At 63.0% G+C, this 18,005-nt stretch carries 15 protein-coding genes and 1 pseudogene; 8 read left to right on the top strand and 8 right to left on the bottom strand.

Features of this window, described 5'->3' with window-relative positions; translation table 11 throughout:
• The first annotated feature begins 25 nt into the window (after positions 1-25).
• A complete protein-coding gene (locus KC8_RS03195; protein WP_029624466.1) occupies positions 26-565 on the top strand; it encodes a nuclear transport factor 2 family protein in 540 nt (179 codons plus the stop codon).
• 88 nt (positions 566-653) lie between these two features.
• Here KC8_RS03195 and KC8_RS03190 read toward each other — a convergent pair whose 3' ends face one another.
• Positions 654-2,891: a TonB-dependent receptor gene (locus tag KC8_RS03190; RefSeq protein ID WP_138956660.1), complete on the bottom strand. Its 2,238-nt coding sequence runs from the start codon at positions 2,889-2,891 to the stop codon at positions 654-656.
• A 186-nt stretch (positions 2,892-3,077) separates the two neighbouring features.
• Positions 3,078-4,223: an LLM class flavin-dependent oxidoreductase gene (locus tag KC8_RS03185; RefSeq protein WP_010125054.1), complete on the bottom strand. Its 1,146-nt coding sequence runs from the start codon at positions 4,221-4,223 to the stop codon at positions 3,078-3,080.
• 141 nt (positions 4,224-4,364) lie between these two features.
• On the opposite strand from KC8_RS03185, the gene KC8_RS03180 reads away from it, so the two are divergent.
• Positions 4,365-5,129 carry an SDR family NAD(P)-dependent oxidoreductase gene (locus tag KC8_RS03180; protein ID WP_010125055.1) on the top strand — a complete coding sequence of 255 codons (765 nt, stop codon included), beginning with the start codon at positions 4,365-4,367 and terminating at the stop codon, positions 5,127-5,129.
• 6 nt (positions 5,130-5,135) lie between these two features.
• On the opposite strand, the gene KC8_RS03175 is transcribed toward KC8_RS03180, so the two are convergent.
• Complete coding sequence (locus KC8_RS03175; RefSeq protein ID WP_050805382.1) at positions 5,136-7,433, bottom strand: ATP-dependent helicase; 2,298 nt, start codon at positions 7,431-7,433, stop codon at positions 5,136-5,138.
• A 101-nt stretch (positions 7,434-7,534) separates the two neighbouring features.
• On the opposite strand from KC8_RS03175, the gene aqpZ reads away from it, so the two are divergent.
• From aqpZ to KC8_RS03160, 3 genes and pseudogenes are all read left to right on the top strand, one after another.
• Entirely contained in the window at positions 7,535-8,239 is a 705-nt protein-coding gene (aqpZ, locus tag KC8_RS03170; RefSeq protein WP_037495869.1) for an aquaporin Z, read from the top strand.
• A 187-nt stretch (positions 8,240-8,426) separates the two neighbouring features.
• Positions 8,427-9,311 carry a PEPxxWA-CTERM sorting domain-containing protein gene (locus tag KC8_RS03165; protein WP_232455609.1) on the top strand — a complete coding sequence of 295 codons (885 nt, stop codon included), beginning with the start codon at positions 8,427-8,429 and terminating at the stop codon, positions 9,309-9,311.
• Between the two features lie 53 nt (positions 9,312-9,364).
• Positions 9,365-10,638: pseudogene (locus KC8_RS03160) on the top strand (MFS transporter).
• On the opposite strand, the gene rsmD reads toward KC8_RS03160, so the two are convergent.
• From rsmD to KC8_RS03145, 3 genes are all read right to left on the bottom strand, one after another.
• The gene (gene rsmD / locus KC8_RS03155; protein WP_010125061.1) at positions 10,592-11,152 is read right to left on the bottom strand and encodes a 16S rRNA (guanine(966)-N(2))-methyltransferase RsmD; all 561 of its coding nucleotides are present in this window, start codon (positions 11,150-11,152) and stop codon (positions 10,592-10,594) included. The pseudogene KC8_RS03160 and the gene rsmD sit on opposite strands and share 47 nt — an antisense overlap.
• A 12-nt stretch (positions 11,153-11,164) precedes the next feature.
• A complete protein-coding gene (locus KC8_RS03150) occupies positions 11,165-12,103 on the bottom strand; it encodes a pseudouridine synthase (protein WP_083831215.1) in 939 nt (312 codons plus the stop codon).
• A 299-nt stretch (positions 12,104-12,402) separates the two neighbouring features.
• A complete protein-coding gene (locus KC8_RS03145) occupies positions 12,403-13,722 on the bottom strand; it encodes a dicarboxylate/amino acid:cation symporter (protein ID WP_010125064.1) in 1,320 nt (439 codons plus the stop codon).
• Positions 13,723-13,864: 142 nt separating this feature from the next.
• On the opposite strand from KC8_RS03145, the gene KC8_RS03140 reads away from it, so the two are divergent.
• Positions 13,865-15,196: an AmpG family muropeptide MFS transporter gene (locus KC8_RS03140; RefSeq protein ID WP_029624468.1), complete on the top strand. Its 1,332-nt coding sequence runs from the start codon at positions 13,865-13,867 to the stop codon at positions 15,194-15,196.
• A gap of 6 nt (positions 15,197-15,202) precedes the next feature.
• Here KC8_RS03140 and KC8_RS03135 read toward each other — a convergent pair whose 3' ends face one another.
• Positions 15,203-15,640, bottom strand: a complete 438-nt coding sequence (locus KC8_RS03135; protein WP_010125066.1) for a DUF6628 family protein — start codon at positions 15,638-15,640, stop codon at positions 15,203-15,205.
• Between the two features lie 84 nt (positions 15,641-15,724).
• Complete coding sequence (locus tag KC8_RS03130; protein ID WP_010125067.1) at positions 15,725-16,675, bottom strand: LysR substrate-binding domain-containing protein; 951 nt, start codon at positions 16,673-16,675, stop codon at positions 15,725-15,727.
• Between the two features lie 108 nt (positions 16,676-16,783).
• Here KC8_RS03130 and KC8_RS03125 point away from each other — a divergent pair, with 108 nt between their 5' ends.
• Complete coding sequence (locus KC8_RS03125; protein ID WP_010125068.1) at positions 16,784-17,329, top strand: peroxiredoxin; 546 nt, start codon at positions 16,784-16,786, stop codon at positions 17,327-17,329.
• A gap of 109 nt (positions 17,330-17,438) precedes the next feature.
• Positions 17,439-17,960, top strand: coding sequence for a carboxymuconolactone decarboxylase family protein (locus tag KC8_RS03120; protein ID WP_010125069.1), 522 nt, complete (start codon positions 17,439-17,441; stop codon positions 17,958-17,960).
• Positions 17,961-18,005: the final 45 nt, after the last annotated feature.

Below are 18,005 nucleotides of genomic sequence, written 5' to 3'. Positions count from 1 at the left end.
GGTTTTTCTATTTTGGAGACGGCTAATGAGCGACATGGAAGCGCGGCTGCGGGATTTGCTGGATCGCGAGGAAATCCGCCAACTCATCACCACTTACTGTCAGGCGTCCGATCGTCACGATCATGAAAAGCTGCGCACGCTATATCATGAGGATGCGATCGACGATCATGGCGCGATGTTCTGCGGGCCGGCGATGGAGTTCATCGACAAGCTGCCCGAAATTCAGGCGCCGATGGAAATCCTCCATCACAATGTGACGACGATCAACCTGGCGATCGACGGGGACTATGCGGAAGGTGAGGTCTATCTGCTCGCGCTCCACCGCGCGAAGATGCCCGAAGGGCGGATCGATGTGCTCGTCGGCGGGCGTTATTTCGACAAATATGCCAGGCGTGATGGCAAGTGGAAGTTCCTCCACCGCGCGATCGTGGCCGATTGGGCGAACATCCACTCGCCGTCGATCATCGATCTGGAACATCCGTTCCTGGAAGGCGCCAAGATCGGCAAGCCCGGCCCGTCCGATCCATCCTATGGCTTCTTCAAGTTGATCAAGCGCGGCGCCTGATCACCCCCCATCAACGGCAGACAAAAAGAAAGGCCCCGGCGTGAACCGGGGCCTTCTTTGTATCGGCGGTTGTTCCCCGCCGGCGCGCTTAACGCCGGATCGAGAAGGTAACCGAGTAGCGACGCGGATCGCTGAAGAAGCCTTCGCGGAAACCGAATCCGGCGGTGCCGTCGAAGCCGGCGATCAGCACCTGCTTGTCGGTGACGTTGTCGACCGCGAAACGCAGCGACGTGCCCTGCCATGGCAGATCGAAATCGGCGCTGAGGTTCACCGTTGCATAATCCGGCGAACGCAGCGGCGAATTTTCGACGTCGAGATACGTCAGGCTGCGATAGGTGCTGTCCGCGCGGAAGGTGGCGTCCAGCGTATCGGTGATCGGAGCCGTGTAGACGAGGCTGAGGCTGCCGGTGATTTCCGGGGCCTGCTTCAGCTTGCGTCCGGTCAGATCGATCGCGGTGCCGTTGATGACCGTCGCGAATTCAAGATACTTCGCATCCAGCAGGCCGAGCGAACCGCTGACACGGAAGCGCGGGGTGATGCGTGCATCATATTCCAGTTCGATGCCCTGAATACGCGATTTTCCGGCATTTTCGTAACCAACGTTCAGGTTGGTCTTGTTCACCAGGACCTGCTGATCCTTATATTCGTTGCGGAACGCGGCGAGGTTGATCATCACCGGCCCGAAATTGCTCTTGATGCCCACTTCATAGGCGGTCAGATGTTCGGGATCGTAGGAACCGATCTCGATTTCGGCGGTCGGGCGGCCGTTGAAACCGCCGCTGCGGAAGCCCTTCGACCAGGACGCATAACCCAGCAGGTTCGGCTGGAACTTATAGCTCACCGATGCGCGCGGGCTGAACGCATCCCAATCCTTTGTCAGCGTATACGGCATGACCAGATTGGATCCGTTGCCAACGCGAATGGAACGCTGGCTAAAGGTCTTCTTTTCCCAGGTGTAACGGCCACCCAGTTCGACCGCCAATGCGTCGGTCAGATCATAGGTGAAATTACCAAAGGCGGCATAGTTGGTGGTTTTCTGGCGGTTGAAGAAGTTGATGTTGAAATCGGCCGCTTCGGCACCTGCGGCGGGAACCCCGGCTGCAATCATCGCGTCATAAAGGCCGTCGGCAACGATCAGGCGGGTATCGTCGCGCGTCTTTTCACGGAAGAAATAGGCGCCGACGAGCAGGTTGCCGCGATCGCCGAACAGCGGGGTTGCATATTGCAGTTCCTGGCTGAACTGCCGGGCGGTTTCATCATGGATGTCGCCGGCATAGTTGACCGTCGAGGACGCGTCGCCATCGCGACCGAACACCGCACTGACCCAGCGATAGGCGCTGATCGATTTCAGCGTGCCGGCGCCGATGTCGTAGGACAGCGTCAGAGCGGCGTTGGCCGAATCCGTGTCATCACGGTTCAGTTCCGCGTTGGTGTCGGTCCGGTCGATCCGGCCGGGAACCGTGCAGCACGGGCTGAGGAAGGTATTTTGCAGCCCTGCGAACGGGGCATTCGGATCGAACGCCAGCATCGAGTGCGGGGCCGAATTCTGGCGGCGGCGCAGGCCATCGACGGTGAGGACCGCGTCGAACGGGGCGGCGTCGTAATGCAGCGTCACCCGGCCGGCGACGACATTCTTGTTGCCGAGGTTCTTGCCCGATGGAATTTTCTGCCAGCCTTCGCCGAATTCGCCGAGGGCCGAGATGCCGAGTGACAGGCTGTCGCTCAGCGCGCCTTCCACGTTCGCGCGGGCGCGGACGGTGTTGTACGAACCGTAGCGCAGGTCGGCCTGCACCACGCTGGTGCCGTCGGGCACGTGGCTGACGACGTTGATCGCGCCGCCGATGGTGTTTTTGCCGAACAGCGAGCCCTGCGGACCGCGCAGCACTTCGATGCGGTCGATGCCGAGTAGTTCGGTCGTCGCGCCGAAGGTGCGGGCGATATAGACGCCGTCGATATAGAGGCCGACCGCCGGATCGGCGGTGATGATGAAGTCGTTTTCGCCAACGCCGCGCACGAATGCCGCGATGCCGCCGCTGTTACCGCCCTGGCCGGGGGTGAAGTTCAGGTTGGGGGCGATCTGCTGGACATCGGTGACGGCATCGAAGCCGCGCGAGTCGAGATTGGCCTGGCTCACCGCGGTGACGGCAATCGGCACGTCCTGCAGCTTTTCTTCGCGCTTGCGCGCGGTGACGACGATGTCGCCATCGTTGGCGGCAGCGGCTTCAACCGCATCCTGGGCGTAAGCTGCGGTCGGCAGCGCAACGGCGGTGCTGCACACGGACAGCATGAGCAGGGCCCGCATCGCGTGCGGGTGACGGATCGACATATTATTGCTCCCCTAACGGCGCCGGGCGCCTGAAACAGGGGGGCGACTACGCCGATCGTGCAGCGCAAATCAATATCATAGCGACGAATATGTGTCGCTATGCGTCGTTAAACGTCTCGCCTGTTGCGATATTGCCGCATAGTGAGGCTGGCGTGGCTCCATCGTCGGAGCCACGCCACGTCCCCATTATTCAGCGGCGAGCGCGGCGGCCTTCGCACGGAAGTGCGGGATCACCTTTTCACCGATATTCTTGATGGTTTCCATGATCGCCGAATGCGGGATGGTGCCCATCTGGAACAGGAACAGCACTTCGTCCGCGCCCGCTTCCTGCAGACGCGTGCAGTAGCGGATGCAGTCGTCGGCATTGCCATAGGCGTCCTGCGCGACGGTGTAGTTGCTGGTATGTTCGTCGCCGACCGGGATATGCTCTTCGGACAGGTAGGCGACGGTGCGCGCTTTGTCCTTGTCGAGTGCGGCCTGCTGTTCTTCGGCCGACAGGTCTTCGATGCTCGGCTTGGCGCCGCCCTGATACCAGTAGGCGATGGCTTCTGCGAAGAAGCGCTGGCCGCGCAGGCCGATGCGGCGGGCTTCTTCGCGATCGTCGAGCACGCAGGCCGCGCAGAAAGCGGCGAGATGCTCGTTCGGGCGGAAACCAACCTGATCTTCGGCCTTACGGTTCTTGAAATGCTCGCGATAGATGGCGTTCTTGCGGGCGATTTCTTCTGGCCCCGAGAAACCGAGCACAAGCGCGCCGATGCCGCGATCGCCGGCAAGCTGAAGCGTGGCTTCGCGGGTGCAGGCATAATAGATCGGGGGGTGCGGATCCTGCAGCGGGCTGGGGTGGATCGGGCGCGACGGGATCTTCACATACTGGCCGTCATGCTCGACATGCCCATCCTTCAGGATTTTCGGGATGAGGTACATGCTTTCGTCGATCATCGGCTGCAGTTCGGCCAGATCGTAGCCGAAGGTGCCGGCTTCCTGCTGGGTGCCGCCCTTGCCCATGCCAAAATGCACGCGGCCGTTGGACAGGATGTCGAGTGTCGCGATACGCTCAGCCACCTTCACCGGATGGTTCATCGCGGGCGGCAGGCAGACGACGCCGTGGCCGATGCCGATCCGGCTGGTCTTGCCGGCGATGAAGGCAAGGAAGGTTTCCGGCGCCGACATGTGCGCATATTGGGTGAGGGCGGTGTGTTCGACGGCCCACACATTGTCGAAGCCGACTTCTTCGGCCAGCATCACCTGCTCGACGATTTCCTGGAAGCAGCGGGCTTCGGACTCGCGCGAGGGGTCCGCCATCTGCGCTTCGTAAATGATCGAGAACTTCATTCGATTCTTTCCTCTTCCCATGAACTTTGTGGCGGAGGATGAGCGCGCGACGGATGCGTTGCATCGTCCATTTGGACCATGTTCGAAAATTGCCATGCGGGCAGGGTGTGTTCAGAGGTAAGTTATTAGGAAGGATCAATAATGTTTTCTGGCAAGACGGCTTTGGTAACGGGTGGTGCATCGGGAATCGGTGAAGCGGCGGCGCGGCGCTTCGCCCAGGAAGGGGCGACGGTTGTTGTCGCCGATCTCAATATCGCCGGGGCGGAGCGTGTGGCGGGCGCAATCATCGCCGATGGCGGCAAGGCGGCGGCGATCCAGCTCGACATCGCATCCGAAGACTCCAATGCAGCGCTGTTCGGCGCGTGCCGCGATCGGTTTGGCGGGCTGGATGCGGCCTTCTTGAACGCTGGCATCCTGGGCAAATGGGGCGAATTTGAAACCTATGAAACGGCCACGTTCGATCAGATGATCAGCGTCAATCTGCGGGGCACCTTTCTCGGGTTGAAGGCTGCGCTGCCGGTTCTGCGTCCGGGTGGTGCGGCGGTCGTCACCGCTTCGCTTGCCGGATTGCTGGGTTTGCCCGCCGCGGTCGGCTATGCTGCGTCCAAGCACGGATTGCTCGGTATCGTGAAGTCGCTTGCGGCATCCTACGCCCGTGCGGGGCTGCGTGTGAACGCGGTTTGCCCCGGCAGCGTGCTGACGCCGATGGTGGGTGTCGGCGAAGCGGCTCCGCTGGTCGATCCCGATGCGCTGGAAGCACCGGCCTATCGCGGCGATCTTCACCCGCAGCATATTGCCGAAGTGGCGCTTTTCCTCGCCAGCCGGCGGGCGGCGGCGATCAACGGGCTGGCGGTGCCGGTCGATGCAGGCTTCCTCGCCGATTTCGGCGATGCCAACCCGGAATGATCCGGGTCAGGCAAGGCTGATGAAACTGTCGAGGACGCGCTTGCGTCCCGACAGTTCGAAATCAATCTCCAGCTTGTTGCCGTCGATTTCGGCCACCGCCCCATAACCGAATTTGGTGTGGAACACGCGTTGGCCGATCGCGATGTCCGATCGTGGCCTGGCGGCAAAAGTGGCGGTCGATGCGCGGGTTTCGGCGACCCGCTTCGGCGCCGGGTCATAGCCGGCCGCCGCCGCACGCTGCCAGCCGGGGCCACGGCCTGTGGCGCGCCCGCCATGGGCGAACGGATCGCTTTGTTCGGCCCATTGCGCCCGCCACAGGCTTTCGCCGCCGCTCATCGTCGTTTCACCGTCGACATGTTCGGGGGGCAGTTCGCCCACGAAGCGCGACGGGATCGATGACGTCCACTGACCGTAGATGCGGCGGTTGGCGGCGTGGAGGATCGTTGCCCGCCGCCGCGCCCGCGTAATCGCGACATAAGCGAGGCGCCGTTCTTCCTCCAGGCTGGCCAATCCGCCTTCGTCGATTGCCCGTTGCGACGGGAATACGCCTTCTTCCCAGCCGGGCAGGAACACTGTGTCGAATTCCAGCCCCTTGGCGGCATGGATCGTCATCACCGTCACCTTGGCCGTGTCACGATCGGCGTCATTGTCCATGACAAGGCTGACATGTTCGAGGAAGGCGGGGAGGGTTTCATATTCCTCCATCGCGCGGGTCAGTTCGACGAGGTTTTCCAGCCGGCCAGCCGCGTCCGCCGTGCGTTCGGCCTGAAGCATGCCGGTATAGCCCGATTCATCAAGCATCAACCGGGTGAGTTCGGCGTGCGGAAGATCGTTCAGCCGGTCGCGCCAGCGCATGATATCGCCGATAAGATTGCCCATCGCACGCCGCGCCTGCGGGGTCAGTTCATCGGTGTCGAGGACGCGGGTGGCTGCCAATGTTAGCGGAATGCCCTGGGCGCGGGCGAGCTGATGCACCTTGGCGACGGCCTTGTCGCCCAGCCCGCGCTTGGGTGTGTTCACGATCCGCTCGAATGCCAGGTCGTCCGCGGGCTGATGAATGACCCGCAGATAAGCCAGCGCGTCGCGGATTTCGGCCCGTTCGTAAAAGCGGAAGCCGCCGACGATGCGATATGGCAGGCCGATCGCAATGAAGCGGTCCTCGAACTCGCGCGTCTGGAACTGCGCACGCACGAGGATGGCGACTTCATCGAGCGCGCCGCCATGGCGTTGGTGCGCCTCGATCTCGTCACCGATCCGCCGTGCTTCTTCGGGGCCATCCCACACGCCGATGACGCGGACCTTGTCGCCGGCGTCCATTTCGGTCCACAATTCCTTGCCGAGCCGGCCGCCATTATGCGCGATCACGCCACCAGCCGCGCCCAGGATATGCGGTGTCGATCGATAATTTTGTTCGAGCCGGATGATCTTCGCGCCCGGAAAATCCTGTTCGAAGCGCAGGATGTTCGCCACTTCCGCGCCGCGCCACGAATAGATCGACTGGTCATCATCGCCGACGCAGCAGATATTCTTGCGGGTCTGCGCGATTAGCCGCAACCACAGATATTGGGCGCTGTTGGTATCCTGATATTCGTCGACCATGACGTAGCGGAAGCGATCCTGATAACTTTCCAGCACGTCGCGATGTTTTTTCAGGATGGTCAGCATGTGCAGCAGCAGATCGCCGAAATCGCAGGCGTTCACCGCGCGCAGCCGATCCTGATAGGCTTGGTAGAACTCCTGCCCGCGGCCATTGGCAAAAGCCTCGCTTTCGCCGGCATCCACATCCGCCGGTGTCCATCCGCGATTTTTCCAGCGGTCGATCAGGCCGCCCAGCATCCGTGGCGTCCATCGCTTTTCATCAAGATCGGCGGCGACGATCAACTGTTTCATCAGGCGCAATTGATCGTCGGTGTCGAGGATCGTGAAATTGGCCTGCAGCCCCACCAGTTCGGCATGGCGGCGCAGCATTTTGGCCGCGATCGCGTGGAAGGTGCCGAGCCAGGGCAGCCCTTCCACCGCATCGCCCAGCATCCGGCCGACGCGTTCCTTCATTTCGCGCGCGGCCTTGTTGGTGAAGGTGACGGCAAGGATTTCGGATGGCCAGGCCCGCCGCGTGGCGACCAGATGGGCCAGCCGGGCGGTGAGCGCTGCCGTCTTGCCGGTGCCGGCCCCCGCCAGCACCAGCACGGGGCCTTCGGTGGTGAGCACAGCTTCGCGCTGGGGCGGATTTAGCCCGGTCAGGTAAGCGGGTTCGGAAGCGGTGGTGGGAAGGGGCTGAGTCACCCGTGAACAGTTAGGGAACATGGTGGCCGGGGGCAACCGCGAACGCGCGGCATTATAGGGTCGTTGGGCGTAACGATCCGTGATAGCTTCGCTTTATCGGGGATATCCGAAGGGGAAACAGCATGCCTTTGTCAAAGCGACTCGTGGCGGAATTGTTCGGGACATTCTGGTTGGTATTCGGCGGATGCGGCAGCGCGGTGCTTGCGGCCGGTTTCCCCGATGTCGGCATCGGCTTTGCCGGCGTTGCGCTGGCATTCGGCCTGACCGTCCTCACCATGGCCTTTGCGATCGGTCATATTTCGGGCTGCCACCTCAACCCGGCGGTAACGCTGGGTTTGTGGGCTGGCGGGCGTTTCCCTGCGAAGGATGTCGTTCCGTATATCGTCGTGCAGGTGATCGGTGCGATCATCGCTGCGTTCATCCTGTGGCAGATCGCCAGCGGCGCCCCCGGTTTCGCGATGGGGCCGACGAGCTTGGCGGTCAACGGCTTCGGCCCGCAATCGCCCGGCGGCTATTCGATGGGCGCAGGCATGACGATCGAAATCGTGCTGACGTTCGGTTTTCTGATTGTCATCATGGGCGCGACGGACAAGCGGGCGCCTGCCGGCTTCGCACCGATCGCGATCGGCCTTGCGCTGACCTTGATCCACCTGATCGCCATTCCGGTAACGAACACGTCGGTCAATCCGGGGCGCAGCACCGGGCCGGCCTTGCTGGTTGGCGGGCTGGCCTTGCAGCAGCTCTGGCTATTCTGGCTCGCGCCGATTGTCGGTGGTGTGCTGGGTGGCTTTGCCTATCGCGCGGTGGCGGGCGATCCGGCCGCCTGATCGGGCTTCATGGCCGACACGCTGAAATGGCTCGTCCGCAGGTAATGCGGGCGGGCCTTTTTGCATAATGCGGATTTCGCGTGTCGCCCGGGCTGACGGAAAGGCGGAACCCGTTTCGGAAAACCGCGCGCCGTCACATCTGGCACGCATCATGCGTTGTCGCCTCCTGCTTCAAGAGGAGGCTATGATGATCAGATCACTGCATAAAATTTCCGTATTTTGCGCGATGACCCTGCCTTTCGCGGTGCCAGGTGCTGCACATGCCGCGATGGTGATCGACAGTTCGGCCTATGCGCTCAGTTCGACATTGAAGGCTGCGAATGCGGTGTTGGTCCAGGTTGGCCCGCTGGCTGCAACGGGCGGCAGCGCGGCGCCGGCTTATTCCAGCAGCGCCGGGCTGGCGACGATCAACCAGAATCTCAACCTCACCGGCTTCGGGTTGTTGTCGGTGCATGAAAAGCTGCACACTGGTGTCGTTCACAGCACCGCCTCATCGCCATTCCCGGTGTCGCCCACCGGCACGGCTTCGGCCATGATCAACGACCTGGATGTGGGGCTGACGACACAAGCGCTGTTTGCCCCGCTGCTGACCGTGCTCAACGTATCGGCGGATACGATCATGTCGACATCGTCGGTCAGCGCGGTGGGTGGGCTAAGCGCTTTCGGGTCGTCAACGATCGAAGGCTTAGACATTGGCGGCCTCAGCCTGGCGCTGGGCGGTTTGTTCATCGACAGCAGCCTTTACGTCAATCCCGGTGCGAACACGGTTCTGGTGGATCTGCTCGGTCTCCGGATCGTGCTCAACGAGCAGGTGCATACGGGCAATGGCACCACCGATATCGGTATCGTCACCAATGCCCTGCGGCTGACATTTGACGATTTCCTGCTCGGCGGGAAGCTGGTGAACGGGGATGTCATTGTCGGCCATTCGCAGGCGTCGATCAGCGGTTATACCGCGCCGCCGGCCGCGGTGCCCGAACCGGCGAGCTGGGCGATGCTGATCTCCGGTTTCGGCCTTGTCGGCGGGGCCATGCGGGTGCGCCGCGTGAAGCCGGGCCTGGCTGGCGCTTGACGTGGTGGTGATGAGGCTCCAATCCCCGCCCGCATTTTACAGGGTTGGGCCGAATGACGGAAAGCGTTGTACACAATCCCTCGGCAAGGCGGGTGCTGGGGGCCAGTCTGGTCGGCACGGCGGTCGAATTTTACGATTTCTATATCTATGCGACGGCCGCCGCGCTGGTTTTCGGTCCGTTATTCTTTCCGGCGTCCGATCCGGGCGTGCAACAATTGATGGCCTTCGCCAGCCTTGCCGTCGCCTTCATCGCGCGGCCGGTGGGCGCGGTGGCCTTTGGCCATTTCGGCGATCGGATTGGACGAAAATCGACGCTGGTCGCCTCGCTCGTCATCATGGGCGGATCGACGATGGCGATTGCCTTTCTGCCGACCTATCAGATGATCGGCTGGGTGGCCCCGGCCATTCTGTGCCTGCTCCGTTTCGGCCAGGGTTTCGGGCTTGGTGGCGAATGGGGCGGGGCGGCGCTGCTGGCGGTGGAAAATGCCCCGCCGGGATGGCGCGCGCGTTATGGCATGGCGCCGCAGCTGGGGGCGCCGGTTGGCTTCATCGCCGCCAATGGCCTGTTCCTGCTGCTTGGCCTGCTGCTCACGCCCGAACAGTTTCGCGATTGGGGTTGGCGCATCCCGTTCCTGGCGAGTGCGATCCTTGTCGCCCTCGGCCTGTGGGTGCGCCTGAAATTGACCGAGACACCCGCCTTCGCCGCGTCGATCGAAGAAGCCCCGCCGCCCCGCGTGCCGATCGCCGAACTGCTGCGCAAGCATTGGGTGGAAACGCTGGGCGGCACCTTTGCCGCGGTCGCCTGCTTTGCAATCTTCTATCTGACGACGGCGTTCGCGCTTGGTTATGGCACGACGACGCTGGGTTATACGCGCGAAGCGTTTCTTGGTATCCAGCTTGTGGCGATCCTGTTCATGGCCGCCGGCATCGTCGTCGCGGGATGGTTGGCGGACATATATGATGGTCGCCGCGTGCTGATGGGCGGATGTGTCGCCACCGTGTTCGTCGGTCTGCTGATGGCGCCGATGTTCGGCGGCGGCAGCCCGTGGCTGGTCGGTGGTTATCTGGCGCTGGCGTTGTGGGTGATGGGTTTCGTCTATGGCCCGCTTGGCGCGTGGCTGCCGGGCCTGTTCCCCGCGCGCGTGCGCTACACGGGCGCATCGATGGCGTTCAACCTTGGTGGCATCATCGGCGGCGGGTTGACCCCGGCGCTGGCGCAGGGGCTGTCGAAAAATTCGGCTTGGTGCCAGTTGGCCTTTACCTTGCCGCCGCTGCCCTGGTCAGCCTGATCGCGCTTGTTCCGCTGCGTCGCGACGCAGAAGCGTAAGCTTGGCTTTACCGTGGATGCGTTCGGCGTCCACGGTCCAGCCGCCGGCGGAAACCACTTCATGCTTTGCCGTTTCCACGCTGGCCCAGGCCCCGGCGCTGGCCCAGCCTAGCCGGGTCAGCCGTTCGAGCAAGGCCGCCCCGCCGCCGCTGCCATAAGGCGGATCGAACAATAGCAGATCGCATGGCTGGGCCACGGGGCCGAGTGACGAAACCGATTGTGCACGCACGTCGACGGTTGCGCCCAGCTTTGCGGCATTGGCCCGCAATATATCGGCCGCCGCCCGATCCTGTTCGACGAAGATGGCGTGTGCGGCGCCGCGGGACAGCGCTTCGAATCCCAGGGCGCCGGACCCTGCGAACAGATCCACCACACGCAGGTCTTCAAAACTGCCCAGTCGGCTGGCGAGCATTGAAAACAGCGCTTCGCGGGTGCGGTCGCTGGTTGGGCGCGTTGCGTCGCCGGCGGGGGCTGCAATCGTACGCCCACGCCATTTTCCTGCAATGATACGCATCGTTCCGGTCTCTTATTTCAATGTCTTGCGGAAGTTGACGAGGTCGTGCTGCAGCACTTCGTCCACCGCGCCGACAGGCAGATCGCCCAGCCGGAACGGCCCATAACTGGTGCGGATAAGCCGGCTGACCTGCAGGCCGAGATGTTCGAGCACCCGGCGCACTTCGCGGTTCTTGCCTTCGCGCAGCTTCATTTCCACCCAGCCGTTGCGCCCCGTGCGGCGTTCGAGATTGGCGTCGATCGATCCGTAGCGTACGCCTTCGATCTCGATCCCTTCGATCAGATCGTCCAGCATCGTCTGGGTCACTTCGCCGAATACGCGGGCGCGGTAGGTGCGCTCCACCCCGGTGGATGGCAGTTCCAACTGGCGCTTCAACCCGCCGTCGGTGGTGAGCAGTAGCAGCCCTTCGGTATTGAGGTCGAGGCGGCCAACAGGCACGACGCGCGGCAGGCCGTGGGGAAGGCGATCATAGATGGTTGCGCGGCCCTTGGGGTCGCGTTCGGCGGTCAACAGGCCGGTTGGCTTGTGGAAACGAAACAGCCGCGCATGTTCGGGCGGCGCGACCGGCTTGCCGTCGACAGTAACCCCTTGCAGCGATTTAAGGATCGTCGCCGGCGTGTCGACGATCTTGTCGCCGATGGCGATGCGGCCTTCGGCAACCATCCGTTCGATTTCACGGCGCGACGCAATTCCTGCGCGCGCGAGCAGCTTGGCGATACGTTCGCCTTCGCCCGGCGCAACCGGCACTGTTGCCTTCACAGCGGCCGGTGCGGGCGCCAGCCGGCCGGCGCCCCGTCGTGGTCGCTCGACGCGTGCTGGACGCTCCTCACGTTGCGGACGTTCCGCGCGGACCGAAGGGCCGTTGCGGGCAGGGTTGGCCGAACGCGGCGGGCGGCCCGGCCGGTCGGCAGGGGCGGCGCGGTCGTCGCGCCCAGGCCGTCCTGTCCGCATGGGCCGTTCGCTACCTGTGGTGCGTTCGGCGCGAACCGGCCGTGCGGTACGTTCCGGCCGGCCGCTTTTGTCGCGGGGGCCGTTGGCCGGCTTTTCGGCCGTTTTCCCTGTGGCCTTCCCGGCGGCTCGGCCCGAAAGCAGCGCGTGATCAGCGGCGCGACGGGCGTCGCGCGCCGAGGCGGATGGGCTTTTGGCGCGGCCGGGCCGTGCGGCGTCACGGGGCGGGCGGGGGGGCGGGGGGATCGCATCGCGTCCCCCTAGCCCTGATCGCGTCGACAGGCCAGCGCGACAATCATCGGCTAGCGGTTTGCGTCGGGATCGATGTCCAGCCCGCGCGTGCCGTGATGGGGGGTGTGGCTGGGCGCACGGGCTGGTTCGATGATCGGCGATTCGATCACCTCTATGGCCTTCTCCCACTTCGCGACGACGACGCTGGCCACCGCATTGCCAACCACGTTGGTAGCCGAACGGCCCATGTCGAGAAAATGGTCGACCGCCAAAATCAGCAGCAAACCTGCTTCGGGAATATCGAAGAAGGCCAGTGTCGATGCGATCACGACAAGGCTGGCGCGGGGGACGCCGGCGACACCCTTGGATGTCACCATCAACAGCAGCAGCATCGTGATCTGCTGGCCGATCGACAAGTCGATGCCATAAGCCTGGGCAATGAACATCGTCGCGAAGGTGCAGTACATCATCGTACCGTCAAGGTTGAACGAATAGCCCAGCGGCAGCACGAAACTGGCGATGCGGCGCGGCACGCCGAACCGGTCGAGGGCCTCCAGCGTGCGCGGGAAGGCGGCTTCCGATGATGCGGTGGAAAAAGCCAGCAGGATCGGATCGCGGATATAGCGGAACAGGATGCGCGCCCGTCCCCCGGCGATCACGAATGCGGCGAGCAGCAGCAGCGCCCACAGCAATGCCAGCGCGACATAGAAGCCGCCCATGAAATAGCCGAACGTGACGAGGATCGACGCGCCTTCCTTGGCGAGCGCGCTCGTCACCGCGGCAAACACGGCGAACGGGGCGAAACGCATCACATAATCGGTGATCTGCAGCATCACCTGCACCAGCGCCTCGATGCCCTTCACCAGCGGGGCGGCCTTTTCGCCCACGGCGGTGATCGCAACCCCGGTGAAGATCGAAAACACCACGATCTGCAGGATTTCGTTGGTCGCCATCGCTTCGAAGATCGATTTCGGCACGAGATGGGTGATGAAATCCTTCAGCGTGAAGGCGGCCTTGTCCACGCCGCTGGCGGCCGTCACGTCGGGCAAGGGCAGGGCAAGGCCCGCGCCCGGCTGGAACAGGTTGACGAGCAACAGGCCAAGCGAGAGCGAAACGAGGCTGGCGCACAGGAACCAGGCGATCGTCCGCGCGCCCACCCGGCCCAGGGCTGCCGTGTCGCCCATATGGGCGATGCCGGCGACCAGCGTGGAAAACACCAACGGTGCGATGATCATCTTGATCAGCCGCAGGAAAACATCGGTAACGATTGAAAAATAACCGGTTATCGTGGTGACCTGTGCCTTGTCGGGCACCATTGCATGGATTGCCAGGCCGACGACGATACCGGCCACCATGGCGATCAGGATATATAGCGTAAGGCGCTTGGCCACTGACGGCTCCGTCAGAATTGGAAAGCACACACTGGTCGGCGGAAAATCGTGTCCGGTCAAGCGGCGCACGCTTTTCGATCATATGAACCGAACAGGCCATAAACCGCTTTGCGGCGGCGCGCCGGGCGCTATGGTTCCGGCGATGACCGACACACCCACCGCGCCGGCCGGCTTCTTCGCACCGATCCGCCCCTATCTTGAACCTGCCGCGCTCGCCGCCTTGTTCCTCGGCATGTCGTCGGGCTTTCCCTATGCGATGATCGGCGCGACGCTGACGACGCGGCTGGCGCAGGATGGCATCGACAAGAAAAGCGTGACGACCTTCGCGCTTGTCTTCCTCGCTTATAATTTCAAGTTTCTGTGGGCGTGGGTGGTCGAAGGGGTGCGCCTGCCGCTGATCGGTCGATTGGGACAGCGTGTGTCGTGGATGCTGCTGGCGGGCGCGCTGGTGATGGCGGCGGTCGCGAACCTCGCCTTCGTCGATACCAAGGCGGATATCATGGCGGTGGCGGTGGCCGCGATCCTCGTCGGCGTCGCGGGCGCGACCTTCGATATCGTGATCGACGCCTACCGCATCGAATTGCTCGAACCCCGTCAGCTCGGGATCGGGGCTGGCATGTCGCAATATGGCTGGCGGATCGGATCCGCGGGGGCCGGGGCGCTCGCGCTGATTGTCGCAGCCCGGATGGGGTGGGAGGCGGCCTATATCGTCTGTGCCGCCTTCGCCCTCCCGGCGATGCTGACGGCGCTCGTGATGGGGGAACCGGTTCGCCACCATGAAATCGCCGAACGCAAATCGATGGCCGCGCTCGGCAAGGCGGTGGTCGGTCCGTTCATCGAATTTTTCCGGCGCACCGGTGCATGGCTCGTGCTGCTGTTCATCGTCATCCACAAGATCGGGGACACGCTGGCCAATCTCACGCTGCGGCTGCTGTTCAACGATCTCGGCTTCAGCAATGATGAAATTGCGATCTATGATATCGGCGTTGGTTTCTGGGCGCTGATGGTCGGCATCTTCGTCGGCGGTGTGATCTATGCCCGGCTGGGATTGAAGCGATCGGTGCTGGTCAGTCTCGTTCTGATGGGGGTGTCGAATTTCAGCTTCGCGCTGCTGGCGGCGGCCGGCCATTCCAACATCGGCATGGCTGGCGCGATCGGTTTCGAAAACTTCGCAAGCGGCGTTGGCGGTGTGTGCGTGGTCGCATATTTCTCGGCGCTGACCGACCTGCGTTTTACGGCGGCGCAATATGCGCTGATTTCGGCTGCCGCGAGCATTTTGGGACGGCTGCTGACGGGTAATCCGGAATATGGCGCCGGCTGGATGGTGGAAGTGATGGGCTATGTGGATTTCTACCTGTTCACCACGGTGCTGGCGCTGCCGGGCATCCTGCTGTTCTGGCTGATGATGCGCGCCGGCCTGATCGACCAGTCGATCGGCACCGCCGGAACCGAACCAGCGGCCGATCCGCGCTGACCGCGATCAGGCGGTCTGCGCCAGCGGTTTGCCCAGATCGGCGAAAGCCTGGCCCAGCGCCTGGGCGCTGCTGACCGTGCCCAGGCAATCGGGTACGCCGAGCATCGCGGCAAGCAACCGGTGCGCGCCGTGGACATCGCCATCGGCGGTGGCGATTGCGGCAAGCAAGGTCGCCTCCGCATCGGTCATCCGCGGATAGCAGCAAGGTGCGACAAGAATGCGTCGGCTGGACACCCGTGACGCTTCCGCCATCAGTGCCCGCAGCAGGATCAGCGGCCGACGAAAGCTGATCCCGAACCCGCACAGCATGGCGTGGGCGGCATGGGCATCGTCCAGCCCGAAAGCCGCGACACGGCGGATGGCGAACAGCAGGAGGCGCTGGCTGCCAGCCATCGGTGCCGGGTGGGGCAGGAGATCGATCGGATCGATGGACTGATGATACATGCTTTCCTCTCCCATGCGGAACGGAGGAGAGAACAGCATTTCAGCTATTGCGAGTCAATCGCAATAATGGGTGGCGAAGCCGGTTTACGCTTCCGTCCCGATGGTCGGTGTGGCCGATCCGGTGGAAATCCGGTCTTCATGGCTCTTAGAAAGCGCCTGCGCGAGAATGCGGAACTCTTTTTCGCGCGGGCTGCCCTTGCGCCAGACGATCGCAATCCGCCGTGCCGGATGTTCGGCGGTCAGGGGGCGGGCAACAATGCTGGTATTGTCGAGAATGCCGGCGGAGATCGCCATTTCCGGCAGCAATGTCACGCCCAGCCCGTTATCCACCATCTGGACCAGCGTGTGGAGCGATGTCCCCAGCATGGCGGCTTCAGCGCGTAATTCGGGCCGGTTGCACGCGGCCAGCGCATGATCCTTCAGGCAATGGCCGTCCTCAAGCAGCAGCAGCCGCCGCTCGTCGATCGAATCCGCTGCGATACCGCCGGTTGCGGGCGGCGCTTCGCCGTCGGGAAAGGCGATGAACAGCCGGTCGTCGAACAGGTCTTCATGCTCCACGTCGCCACATTGATAGGGTAGGGCCAGCAATACGCAGTCGACATGGCCGCGATGGAGCGAATCGCAGGCCGCGCTCGTCGTCTCTTCTCGCAGATAGAGCTTCAGGTCGGGCCATTCGGTGCGCAGTCGGGGCAGGATGCGCGGTAGCAGGAAGGGGGCGATCGTCGGGATGACACCCATCCGCAATTCACCGGACAGGGGTTTGCCGGCGGCGCGTGCAAGATCGGCCAGTTCCTCGGCCTCGCGCAGCACGCGCTGGGCCTTCTCGGCGACGCGCAGGCCCAAAGGTGTGAAGCGCACGACTCGCCGGGTGCGTTCGACCAGCATGATCCCGATCAGCGATTCCAGTTCGCGCAGGCCGGCGGACAGTGTGGATTGCGTGACGAAGCAGGCTTCCGCCGCCCGGCCGAAATGGCCATGATCGCGTAAGGCGACCAGATATTGGAGCTGTTTCAGCGTTGGCAGATAGGTGCTCATTTATCGCCTCAATCGATCAATATGCGATAAATAATCAATTTGCTCTTTTTATGCCACCCCTCCATATCCGCCTTGTCAGTTTCACCACCCACTCGAAGGAGTTTTCATATGGCGCTCACTGTTGGCGATAAGTTCCCCGGCATCACAGTTCCCGTACAGCAGGGCGTGGCCGCTCTCCCGGCCGGTGAAACGATCGATCTGTCGAAGACGGATGGCAAGTGGAAGGTCGTGTTCTTCTGGCCGAAGGATTTCACCTTCATCTGCCCGACCGAAATCATTGGCTATGGCGAACTCGTGAAGGATCTGGCCGATCGTGACGCCGTTCTGATCGGCGCGTCGACCGACACCGATTTCGTCCACTTCGCATGGCGCAAGTCCGACGAACGTCTCGCGAACTGCGATTTTCCGTGGATCGCGGACAACAAGAAGGAACTGGCGAACGCACTCGGCATCGTCCACGAAGATGCGGGTGTCGCCCTGCGCGCCACCTTCATCGTCGATCCCCACAACGTGATCCAGCACGTTACGGTGAACGGCCTCAACCAGGGACGCAACCCGGCGGAAGCGATCCGCGTTCTCGATGCGCTCCAGACCGACGAACTTTGCCCCTGCAACTGGCATCAGGGTGAAGACGTTCTGAAGCCGGCGGCCTGATCCTCCCCTTCGGGGCCGCCAGATGCCGCGCCGCAGTGGATGCGGCGCGGCACATGGGGCGCGGGGGGCAATCCTCCGCGCCCTTTTGTTTGACCAGCAGGAGTATCCCATGTCGCTCAAGGCCTTTGCCGAAACATTGCCCGATTATGCCAAGGACATCCGCCTCAATGTGGGGTCGTTGCTGAACGATCAGACGCTGGGCGACCAGCGCAAATATGGCCTGCTGCTCACCTGTGCGCATGGCTCCGGCTACAAGCCGCTGGTTGATGCGGTGGAAGCCGAGGCCGAAGGCAAGCTTTCGTCGGAAGCGGCCAATGCGGCCCGTGCGGCGGCGGCGGTGATGGCGATGAACAACGTCTATTACCGTTTCGTCCACCTTGCTTCGAACAAGGAATATGGCACGCTGCCCGCGAAACTGCGCATGAACGTGATTGGATCGCCCGGTATCGAAAAGGACGATTTCGAACTTTTCAGTCTCGCGGTCAGCGCGATGAATGGCTGCGGCATGTGCATCGACAGCCATGAAAAGGTGCTGCGCGGCCACGGTGTCGCGACCGATGTGATCCAGACGGCGGCCCGCGTCGGTGCGATCATGAAGGCGGTTGCGACGGTCCACGCGACGGCTGTCTGACCGCGGCACTGGAAATCCCCCGGTCGGCGGCCTACATTCGGCCGG

Origin of the sequence: Sphingomonas sp. KC8 (assembly GCF_002151445.1) — a bacterium.
Lineage (GTDB): Bacteria > Pseudomonadota > Alphaproteobacteria > Sphingomonadales > Sphingomonadaceae > Sphingomonas_E.
This window is presented reverse-complemented; position numbering and strand designations above follow the sequence as displayed.

Bases quoted from the DNA above. Each gene is read 5' to 3' on its own strand.
- KC8_RS03195 (WP_029624466.1), top strand. From the start codon at position 26: ATGAGCGACATGGAAGCGCGGCTGCGGGATTTGCTGGATCGCGAGGAA.
- KC8_RS03190 (WP_138956660.1), bottom strand. From the start codon at position 2,891: ATGTCGATCCGTCACCCGCACGCGATGCGGGCCCTGCTCATGCTGTCC.
- KC8_RS03185 (WP_010125054.1), bottom strand. From the start codon at position 4,223: ATGAAGTTCTCGATCATTTACGAAGCGCAGATGGCGGACCCCTCGCGC.
- KC8_RS03180 (WP_010125055.1), top strand. From the start codon at position 4,365: ATGTTTTCTGGCAAGACGGCTTTGGTAACGGGTGGTGCATCGGGAATC.
- KC8_RS03175 (WP_050805382.1), bottom strand. From the start codon at position 7,433: ATGTTCCCTAACTGTTCACGGGTGACTCAGCCCCTTCCCACCACCGCT.
- aqpZ (WP_037495869.1), top strand. From the start codon at position 7,535: ATGCCTTTGTCAAAGCGACTCGTGGCGGAATTGTTCGGGACATTCTGG.
- KC8_RS03165 (WP_232455609.1), top strand. From the start codon at position 8,427: ATGATCAGATCACTGCATAAAATTTCCGTATTTTGCGCGATGACCCTG.
- rsmD (WP_010125061.1), bottom strand. From the start codon at position 11,152: ATGCGTATCATTGCAGGAAAATGGCGTGGGCGTACGATTGCAGCCCCC.
- KC8_RS03150 (WP_083831215.1), bottom strand. From the start codon at position 12,103: ATGCGGACAGGACGGCCTGGGCGCGACGACCGCGCCGCCCCTGCCGAC.
- KC8_RS03140 (WP_029624468.1), top strand. From the start codon at position 13,865: ATGACCGACACACCCACCGCGCCGGCCGGCTTCTTCGCACCGATCCGC.
- KC8_RS03135 (WP_010125066.1), bottom strand. From the start codon at position 15,640: ATGTATCATCAGTCCATCGATCCGATCGATCTCCTGCCCCACCCGGCA.
- KC8_RS03130 (WP_010125067.1), bottom strand. From the start codon at position 16,675: ATGAGCACCTATCTGCCAACGCTGAAACAGCTCCAATATCTGGTCGCC.
- KC8_RS03125 (WP_010125068.1), top strand. From the start codon at position 16,784: ATGGCGCTCACTGTTGGCGATAAGTTCCCCGGCATCACAGTTCCCGTA.
- KC8_RS03120 (WP_010125069.1), top strand. From the start codon at position 17,439: ATGTCGCTCAAGGCCTTTGCCGAAACATTGCCCGATTATGCCAAGGAC.